This window comes from Planococcus sp. A6, from assembly GCF_028823615.1.
GTDB lineage: Bacteria > Bacillota > Bacilli > Bacillales_A > Planococcaceae > Planococcus.
Genome location: NZ_JAPEHT010000034.1, coordinates 21347 through 29358 on the forward strand (window position 1 = coordinate 21347; position 8012 = coordinate 29358).

The 8012-nt window shown below is 49.1% G+C and carries 12 protein-coding genes and 1 pseudogene; 12 read left to right on the forward strand and 1 reads right to left on the reverse strand.

Translation table 11 applies throughout. The features are described 5' to 3' along the window. Nucleotides 1–14: 14 nt before the first annotated feature. Nucleotides 15–629, reverse strand: coding sequence for a rhomboid family intramembrane serine protease (locus ON064_RS07090; protein ID WP_216969114.1), 615 nt, complete (start codon nucleotides 627–629; stop codon nucleotides 15–17). 68 nt (nucleotides 630–697) lie between these two features. Here ON064_RS07090 and acpS point away from each other — a divergent pair, with 68 nt between their 5' ends. The 12 genes and pseudogenes from acpS to ON064_RS07155 all read left to right on the forward strand — a co-directional run bounded on the left by acpS (nucleotide 698) and on the right by ON064_RS07155 (nucleotide 8004). Continuing rightward, nucleotides 698–1051 (forward strand): holo-ACP synthase, encoded by a 354-nt coding sequence (acpS, locus tag ON064_RS07095; RefSeq protein WP_274624227.1) that lies wholly within the window; start codon nucleotides 698–700, stop codon nucleotides 1049–1051. 16 nt (nucleotides 1052–1067) lie between these two features. Continuing rightward, a complete protein-coding gene (gene alr / locus ON064_RS07100) occupies nucleotides 1068–2216 on the forward strand; it encodes an alanine racemase (RefSeq protein WP_274624228.1) in 1149 nt (382 codons plus the stop codon). 44 nt (nucleotides 2217–2260) lie between these two features. Next, a complete protein-coding gene (locus ON064_RS07105) occupies nucleotides 2261–2545 on the forward strand; it encodes a hypothetical protein (protein ID WP_058381777.1) in 285 nt (94 codons plus the stop codon). A 4-nt stretch (nucleotides 2546–2549) separates the two neighbouring features. After that, complete coding sequence (locus ON064_RS07110) at nucleotides 2550–2900, forward strand: type II toxin-antitoxin system PemK/MazF family toxin (RefSeq protein ID WP_058381776.1); 351 nt, start codon at nucleotides 2550–2552, stop codon at nucleotides 2898–2900. A gap of 178 nt (nucleotides 2901–3078) precedes the next feature. Then, a complete protein-coding gene (locus ON064_RS07115) occupies nucleotides 3079–3909 on the forward strand; it encodes an RsbT co-antagonist protein RsbRA (protein WP_121300972.1) in 831 nt (276 codons plus the stop codon). Beyond that, entirely contained in the window at nucleotides 3906–4268 is a 363-nt protein-coding gene (locus ON064_RS07120) for an STAS domain-containing protein (protein WP_058381774.1), read from the forward strand. The genes ON064_RS07115 and ON064_RS07120 overlap by 4 nt, the downstream gene beginning before the upstream one ends. 2 nt (nucleotides 4269–4270) lie before the next feature. Continuing rightward, nucleotides 4271–4672, forward strand: coding sequence for an anti-sigma regulatory factor (locus ON064_RS07125; protein WP_058381773.1), 402 nt, complete (start codon nucleotides 4271–4273; stop codon nucleotides 4670–4672). A gap of 12 nt (nucleotides 4673–4684) precedes the next feature. Then, a complete protein-coding gene (locus ON064_RS07130) occupies nucleotides 4685–5686 on the forward strand; it encodes a PP2C family protein-serine/threonine phosphatase (RefSeq protein WP_274624229.1) in 1002 nt (333 codons plus the stop codon). 95 nt (nucleotides 5687–5781) lie between these two features. Continuing rightward, nucleotides 5782–6114, forward strand: coding sequence for an anti-sigma factor antagonist (locus ON064_RS07135; RefSeq protein ID WP_058381771.1), 333 nt, complete (start codon nucleotides 5782–5784; stop codon nucleotides 6112–6114). Between the two features lie 2 nt (nucleotides 6115–6116). Further along, nucleotides 6117–6645 (forward strand): annotated as a pseudogene (rsbW, locus tag ON064_RS07140) (anti-sigma B factor RsbW). Then, nucleotides 6623–7405, forward strand: coding sequence for an RNA polymerase sigma factor SigB (gene sigB, locus ON064_RS07150; RefSeq protein ID WP_058381769.1), 783 nt, complete (start codon nucleotides 6623–6625; stop codon nucleotides 7403–7405). The pseudogene rsbW and the gene sigB overlap by 23 nt, the downstream one beginning before the upstream one ends. Beyond that, nucleotides 7405–8004, forward strand: coding sequence for a PP2C family serine/threonine-protein phosphatase (locus tag ON064_RS07155; RefSeq protein WP_274624231.1), 600 nt, complete (start codon nucleotides 7405–7407; stop codon nucleotides 8002–8004). Before sigB ends, ON064_RS07155 begins: the two co-directional genes overlap by 1 nt. The last annotated feature ends 8 nt before the right edge of the window (nucleotides 8005–8012 follow it).

An 8012-nucleotide genomic window follows, 5' to 3' on the forward strand; every position in this document is an offset into this window, starting at 1 on the left:
TTTTTTCATGAAGGTCAGCGGCGGTTTTTGGCGCGCCAGCTGACGATGCGTTTCGGATGGAAATAGCTAAGGCCGATCAGGAAACCGGTAATCATGCCGGCGATGTGGGCCGTGACGTTGATGTTCGGTGTCACAAATGTCATGACTATACTAATGACGATAATCGGGAGTATAATTTGTTTGAGTTGCGGCAACGCACGGCCGCCGTAATAGACGAGCGCACCGAACGCACCGAAGATCCCGAAGATCGCGCCGCTTGCCCCGACATGTACATAATCGAGCGGCTGCAGGAAATATGTGGCTGCAGATGCGAAAAGGCCAGCCAGCATATAAATGGTGATGAAACGCACCTTGCCGGTCAAACGTTCAAGCTCTGGCCCGAACAGGAACAGCGAGAACATATTGAACAGCAAATGCATAAATCCGCCGTGGAGGAAAATCGGTGTTACAAAACGCCACCATTCGCCGTTCGCGATGTGGAAGTTCGACCCCACGCCGTAATAATAAATGTATTCGCCAAGCATCGGCAAAAATGTTAGCAGATGAATGAGGACATTCAATGCGATCAAGGTCGAGACGACGGGATACATTCTTAAGTACTGTGAAAAACTTTCTCTTCTGATAAACAATAAGGTCACCTCAATTTCATAGCTTTATTATACCCGTTACCCATTTGCGAATGAAAGGAGAAACCTTTATGATAACAGGAATCGGTCTTGATATTGTCGAGCTGGAGAGAATCCGCAAGCTCGATGAAAGATCTTCGAAATTCCGCGAGCGTGTCCTGACCGAATCGGAGCTTGCCGAATATCTTCTATTGAAGAATAAACGCAGAACCGAATTTTTGGCGGGGCGTTTTGCGGCGAAAGAAGCATTCGCCAAAGCCCGTGGCACCGGAATAGGCGCAGCATGCCCTTTTTCGGATATGGAAATCAGAAAAGATAAAAATGGCAAACCCGGCATGTTTTTCCGTGGTGCGGAATGCGGGTTTGTTTCAATCACCCATTCAAAAGAATTTGCTGCCGCGCAAGTTGTTTTGCAAACCGAATGAACAGGATGTGTAGACTATGGAAATGTATCGACCGACAAAAGCAGTTATCAACTTAGAAGCGATCCGCAATAATCTGGCGGCATTCCAAAAACGTGCTGGCGACGCCAAAGTGATCGCAGTCGTCAAAGCGGACGGCTATGGCCACGGGGCAGAAGAAATTGCCCGCACCGCCATTGAACACGGCGTCCGCACGCTCGCGGTCGCGACGCCAGACGAAGCGATGTTATTACGCCGTGCGGGAATTGAACAGGATATCCTCGTAATGGGGGCAGTGCCTGCTGCATTCGTGCCTGTCGCGCAGCGCGAAAATATCATCGTTACCGCTCTGTCGCTCGAGTGGATCGAGACGGCTGAAAAATCCGCTGTATCAGGGCAGCCGCTGCGCGTCCATTTGAAAGTCGATACCGGAATGGGGCGCCTCGGGATACAGCCTGGAGAAGCAGAGACGGCATTTGCCAAACTGGCTTCGGAAAAATTTTCATTCGATGGCATCTTTACGCATTTCGCTGCAGCAGACGATGAGGACCCGACACTTTTTGAGCAGCAGGTTGAACGGATGAACGGCGTATTGGGGAAATTGCCGGAAGGAGTCATGGTTCATGTGTCGAACAGCGCGGCCGCACTCATGCATCCATCTGTCGCTTGCGATGCTGTGCGGATCGGTATTTCGCTCTACGGCATCGCGCCCTCGCCTTATGTCGGCGAACATTCGCCGATCGCGCTTGAGCCGGCACTGGGCTTGGAAACGGAAATCGTCCACATTAAAAGAGTGCAGCCGGGGGCGACGATCAGCTACGGCGCCACGTACCGGAGTGAAGAGGAAGAATGGATTGCCACGCTTCCTGTTGGCTATGCGGACGGCATGCTGCGCGGCTTGCAAGGGCAGGAAGTCCTGGTGCGCGGCGAACGGGTGCCGATTGTCGGGCGCATCTGCATGGATCAATGCATGATCCGCTTGAAAGAACAGCTTCCTGTCGGAGAACCGGTCCAGTTGATCGGCCGCCAAGGGGAAGAGGAAGTCTTGATCGACGAATGGGCCGAAAAGCTGGGCACAATCCCCTATGAGATCCCTTGTATTTTGACAAAGCGGGTTCCGCGCGTCTATGTGAATGGCACCAAAAATGCCGGATCGCCTTTTCAGTCGAACGATTCAATGGTAAGATGAGAAGGTAAACTAGACAGAGATCGGGATTTTCGGAGGTGTCGGCTGTGTACGAGAAGTCAAAGACGAAAGAAGTGGTAGTCAAGTTGCCGAAGCAATTCATGTCGGAGCTTACTGCCCATTCAGATGAACGCATTGAGGAGAACGGTGAATTCATCTACGTATCCACTCAACGGGTAACAAAAAATGTCTACGATTCATATCATATTCGGGAAGCGATGATCAAGGGCTACGTGGAAATGTCGCAGATCAACCTGTCGATTGCCTGCGAATGTTCGCACGCTGAGTACGAAGCGGAGCACACGACAGTGCAACTCGTAAGCGGAGGGTGACAACTTGATTGTAAAACGCGGGGATGTTTTTTTCGCAGAATTATCACCGGTCGTCGGGTCTGAGCAAGGCGGGACCCGTCCGGTCTTGGTGATACAAAACGATATCGGGAACCGGTTTAGTCCAACAGTGATCATTGCGGCGATCACCGCCCAGATCCAGAAAGCCAAATTGCCGACGCACGTGGAAATCAACGCCAAAAAATACGGCTTTGAGCGTGATTCTGTTATTTTGCTTGAACAATTGCGGACGATTGATAAATCGCGTCTGACCGATAAGATTACACAGCTGGACGATGCGTTGATGGAAAAGGTGGACGAAGCCTTGGAAATCAGTGTCGGACTTGTAAAGTTTTAGCATACATACTCCATGGAAATACCCCGAGATGGCTTTTCTCGGGGTGTTTTCGTATAGAAAATCATCATAATCGGGACGGTTCATCAAAAAAGATGTGAAATGCTTCGTTTTCCGATACAATGGATAGACAAGTATGAAATTGTGGCTGCAAGGGTCACCGGGAGGGTTTTACGACAAGATGAACAAACAAATGGCTACATATATACAAGAAAACATGACCGACATCATTGCCGAATGGCAGCAAATGATGAGAGATGAGAAGGACGAACCTTCTTTCCAGGTGATGTCGGAAGAGATGGTGAACCAAACGAGCCGTGAATTCGCTGGGCTGATGACTTCAAGTCTTCTCGAAAGCCATCAGGTCTACGAAAACCGCTTGCAGGATTTTGCCGAAAAAGTGGTTCGCCTTGGCTGGTCCATCACGTTCATGACAAAAGCAATCGATCATTTTGCTGAAATCGTCTACGAAGGAATGCGTGATGCCGGTACCATCCATCCAAACAACATGGATGGATTTATCCATGAATTTGCGAATTGGGCCACGCCGATTCGCAACAGTATGATCGACACGTACTCTAAAACCTGGGAGCGCACGGTCAGCCTGCAGAAGATTGCATTGCAGGAACTGTCTGCTTCTCTGATCCCGGTGTTCGACAAAGTTTCTGTCATGCCGCTCGTCGGAACGATTGACACGGAACGGGCGAAATTGATTATGGAGAATCTGCTCGACGGTGTCGTCAAGCATCGTGCAGAAGTGGTGTTATTGGATATTACCGGCGTGCCGGTCGTCGATACGATGGTTGCCCACCACATCATCCAAGCCGCAGATGCCGTGCGTTTGGTCGGGGCGAAATGCATGCTCGTCGGGATCCGCCCGGAAATTGCCCAGACAATTGTAACGCTCGGCATCAACTTGAATGACTTTACGACAACAAGCACATTGCAGCGCGGCGTAGAACAAGCGTTGGCTTGGACAAACCGAAAAATTGTGGAGGTTGAGGAAGTATGAATGTGAGAATCCCAATTCTAAAACTGAAAGATACATTAATTGTTTCGATCCAATGGGAACTGGATGACCAGACAGCTTTGCAGTTCCAGGAAGATCTTTTGACTAAATTGCACGAAACCAGCGCCCGCGGAGTGGTCATTGATTTGACCTCCATTGACTTTATTGATTCATTCATTGCCAAAGTGCTGGGGGATGTCATCAGCATGTCCAGCCTAATGGGGGCAAGAGTGGTTATTACCGGTATCCAGCCGGCAGTTGCCATCACTTTGATCGAGCTCGGAATTCGACTTGAAGATGTTATGACGGCACTTGACCTAGAGAACGGCTTGGAGAAACTTCAACTGGAATTGGAGGCTTGAAGATGAGCGACCAATCCTCAGTGGAAATCTTAACGGAATGGGATATTGTAGCGGCACGGCAGCTCGGGCGCAATGTCGCCAAAGAGCTCGGCTTCGGCACAGTGGACCAAGCGCGGATCACGACAGCCATCAGCGAGCTTGCCCGCAATATTTATTTATACGCCGGCCAGGGCAGGATTGAAATCCAGCAGCTGACCGAAAATGGCATGAAGGGAATCTTGATCATCGCGGCCGATAGCGGTCCGGGAATTCCGGATGTCAGAAAAGTAATGGAAGACGGTTTTACGACATCAGGAGGATTGGGTGCAGGCCTGCCGGGTGTCAAGCGCTTGATGGATGATTTCAAAATCGAAACGATCCAAGGCGAAGGGACAGATATACGGGCTACGAAGTGGCTCCGCTAGGGGGAACGCTAAATGCCTCAACACATTGAAGCACAGTATCAGGAAATTCTGAACGAATACGTAAAAAAGCAGACGGAGCAAAATCTGTACGTCGGCCAAAATTTCAGCAGGCAACTGATTCTGGAGAATATTTCTCCGGAAGAAGTGATCAGTATGCACAAAGCAGCCATCCGGGAGCTCTATAGCGATCTCCCGGATGTTGTTTGGCATTCATTCGATTTCCTGATCGAAATGATGATCAATTACGGGTTGGCCCTGCAAGAACGCCAAAGTTTGCTGAAGCGCCAGGAAGAGTTGAAAGTGGAAATGGACTTGGCAGCCAATGTCCAGGAAACTTTGCTCAAGACAAAATTGCCGTCGCTTGATGGGCTGGATATCGGCTTACTGTCGATCCCGGCCAAGAAGATGAACGGGGATTATATTTATTTTGTCAGTGATTACGATGGATACGCTGGCGTAGCCGTTGCCGATGTCATCGGTAAAGGCCTGCCGGCAGCTCTTTGCATGTCTATGATCAAATTCGGGATGGACAGCTTGAACAGCTCACACGCCTCGCCAAAAGATGTGCTCGGCGTCATCAACCGGATCGTCGAAAAAAGTGTCGACGACTCGATGTTCGTGTCGATGTTCTATGCAAATTACGATGCAGGAGCAGCCAGCCTCACTTACGGGTCGGCCGGGCATGAGCCTGCCATTCTTTATCGTGCAAATACAGGAGAATTTGATGAACTCGAAGCAAAAGGCTTGCTGCTCGGCGTTTCGCCGGCCGCGGTTTATGAAGAGCATTCCGTCACCTTGGAAAAAGGCGATATGGTCATCATGATGACGGATGGCGTGACAGAAGGCCGTACAGAAGAAGGCTTTATCGAGCGCGAAGTCATTTATAAATTGATTGAGCAAAAGAAAGGGCAACCGGCTCAAGCGATTGTCCAACATGTCTACGATGAACTTGAACGAATGCAAAATGCAGAACTACAGGATGATTTCACTTTAGTGGTTTACAAGAAGGTTTAATTCGATGTTTAAAGTCATTGGGTAGCGGGTAAGAAAGCTTAGAATGGCTTTTTTTCAGCCGAATTGAATCATACAAAACGGGGTGTCATATAGAGATGAATATTCAAGTTAATTTGACAGAAAATGACAATAAATTAAAAGGCGATATTCACGGGGAAATCGATGCGCATACAGCACCGGTACTCCGCGAAAAATTAGAAGCGTACCAGGCACAAGAGGGCTTGAATGCCGAATTGGACTTATCCGGTGTCGACTACATGGATAGTACAGGCTTGGGCGTTTTTGTCGCGTTCTATAAATCCATCAATGCAAAAGGCGGCCATTTGAAACTCACTGGCCTCTCGAGCCGCTTGAAGCGCCTTTTCGATATTACGGGCCTAGGCGACATTATGGATATTGAAGCAGCAGTCGGGAAGGGTGGGAATTAATCATGCGTCCTTTCGATTATGTAGAGATGCGAGTCCCGGCCAAATCCCAGTACGTAGGCGTTGCCCGTCTGACGATTTCAGGCCTTGCAAGCCGCATTGGGTTTTCATTTGATGATATTGAAGATTTGAAGATCGCTTCAAGTGAAGCAGTGACAAACGCCGTCCAACACGCTTATTCAGAAGGCGAAGAAGGCGAAGTTGTCATCGGGTGTGCATTATATGAAGATAAAATCGAAATCATGGTAGCCGACCACGGCCAAAGCTTCAACTTTGAAGAAACTAAAGCAAAAGTGGGCCCTTATCACGATCAGGAAGAAGGAGCGTTCCTGCGCGAAGGAGGTCTCGGCCTGTATTTGATCGAAACGCCTGGAAGAAGGAGCGTTCCTGCGCGAAGGAGGTCTCGGCCTGTATTTGATCGAAACGCTTATGGATGAAGTGAAAGTACATCATCAGGAAGGCGTTACTGTCTTTATGACCAAGCATGTTGAAGGAGAGCGGGTGGAAGAGGATGTCGAAACAATCTCATCCTAATCAGCCAACGAAAGAACAGGTACTGGAATGGATTGAAGCTTATCAAAAAACAGAGGACGAGGAAGCACAGACAAACCTAGTCCTTAATTACCGCCGTCTCGTGGAATCGATTGCCCGTAAGTATTCAAACGGCAAATCTTATCACGAAGACATCGCACAAGTGGGCATGCTTGGCTTGCTCGGTGCGATCCGGCGCTACGATCCATCTTATGGCCGCAGCTTCGAAGCTTTCGCGGTGCCGACCATCATCGGCGAAATCAAGCGCTTTTTGCGTGACAAAACATGGGCAATCCATGTGCCGCGCCGCATAAAAGAACTGGGGCCGCGCATCAAAGCGACGGTTGAAGTGTTGACAACAGAACTTCAGCGTTCCCCACAAGTGTGGGAAATCGCTGAATATCTGGATGTTGATGAAGACGACGTTTTGGAAGCGATGGAGATGGGCAAAAGCTATCAAGCGCTTTCCATGGACCATTCTCTCGAGGCGGATTCGGACGGCAGTACGGTTACATTGTTTGACGTAGTCGGCCAAGAAGATGATGGATACGAAAAAGCGGATCAGCGCATGCTCGTGGCGGAAGCGATGAATGTCCTTTCCGATCGGGAAAAGCAGATCATCCAATACACCTACATAGAGCAGCTGAGCCAGAAGGAAGCGGGCGACCGCCTGGGTATTTCCCAGATGCACGTTTCGCGCCTTCAACGAAAAGCCATCAAAAAGCTTCAGGAAGCCATTTTGGCCGCCGGCGGGGTTTCCTAGTGGAAGAAATTCGCCATGAAAATGTGGAAGCCTATGCCTACAACGCAGCAAAAAAAGGGAATTACGAATCTGGCGACAGTTATTTCACTGTATTGACGGATGAATACTTTATTTGCTCCGTAGCCGATGGTTTGGGAAGTGGGCCTGTAGCACGCGAATCGTCACAGGTCATCCCGCAAATCCTGAAAGAATATCATCATGAGACAATCGATCAATTGATGAACCGCTTCAATGGTTTAATGATGCAAAAACGTGGCGCAGCGGTCGCTATTTTTAAAGTGGACTTTAAGAAACGCACCTTGGAATACAGTTGTGTCGGCAATATCCGTTTCTATCTTTATAGAAGAGAAACAGATGAAGTGATTTATCCGCTACCTGTAATGGGCTATCTCTCGGGAAGGCCCCAAAAGCTGAAAACCCAGCTTTACACGTATTTGGAAAATGACTTGTTCCTGATTCACTCAGATGGCGTGGATTTACGCAATCCAAAAGCGATGATGAGAAGAGCCGGAGCGCCTAGACGGCTGTACGAAGATATTCTTGCGTCCATTCAAACAGGCGACGATGCTACATTAATTTCAGGAAGCCTTCTCCATTAAGGAGAGGC

What these genes read in the sequence shown, in the direction of transcription:
- acpS (WP_274624227.1), top strand. Translation starts at nt 698, where the DNA reads ATGATAACAGGAATCGGTCTTGATATTGTCGAGCTGGAGAGAATCCGC.
- alr (WP_274624228.1), top strand. Translation starts at nt 1,068, where the DNA reads ATGGAAATGTATCGACCGACAAAAGCAGTTATCAACTTAGAAGCGATC.
- ON064_RS07115 (WP_121300972.1), top strand. Translation starts at nt 3,079, where the DNA reads ATGAACAAACAAATGGCTACATATATACAAGAAAACATGACCGACATC.
- ON064_RS07120 (WP_058381774.1), top strand. Translation starts at nt 3,906, where the DNA reads ATGAATGTGAGAATCCCAATTCTAAAACTGAAAGATACATTAATTGTT.
- ON064_RS07125 (WP_058381773.1), top strand. Translation starts at nt 4,271, where the DNA reads ATGAGCGACCAATCCTCAGTGGAAATCTTAACGGAATGGGATATTGTA.
- ON064_RS07130 (WP_274624229.1), top strand. Translation starts at nt 4,685, where the DNA reads ATGCCTCAACACATTGAAGCACAGTATCAGGAAATTCTGAACGAATAC.
- ON064_RS07135 (WP_058381771.1), top strand. Translation starts at nt 5,782, where the DNA reads ATGAATATTCAAGTTAATTTGACAGAAAATGACAATAAATTAAAAGGC.
- sigB (WP_058381769.1), top strand. Translation starts at nt 6,623, where the DNA reads ATGTCGAAACAATCTCATCCTAATCAGCCAACGAAAGAACAGGTACTG.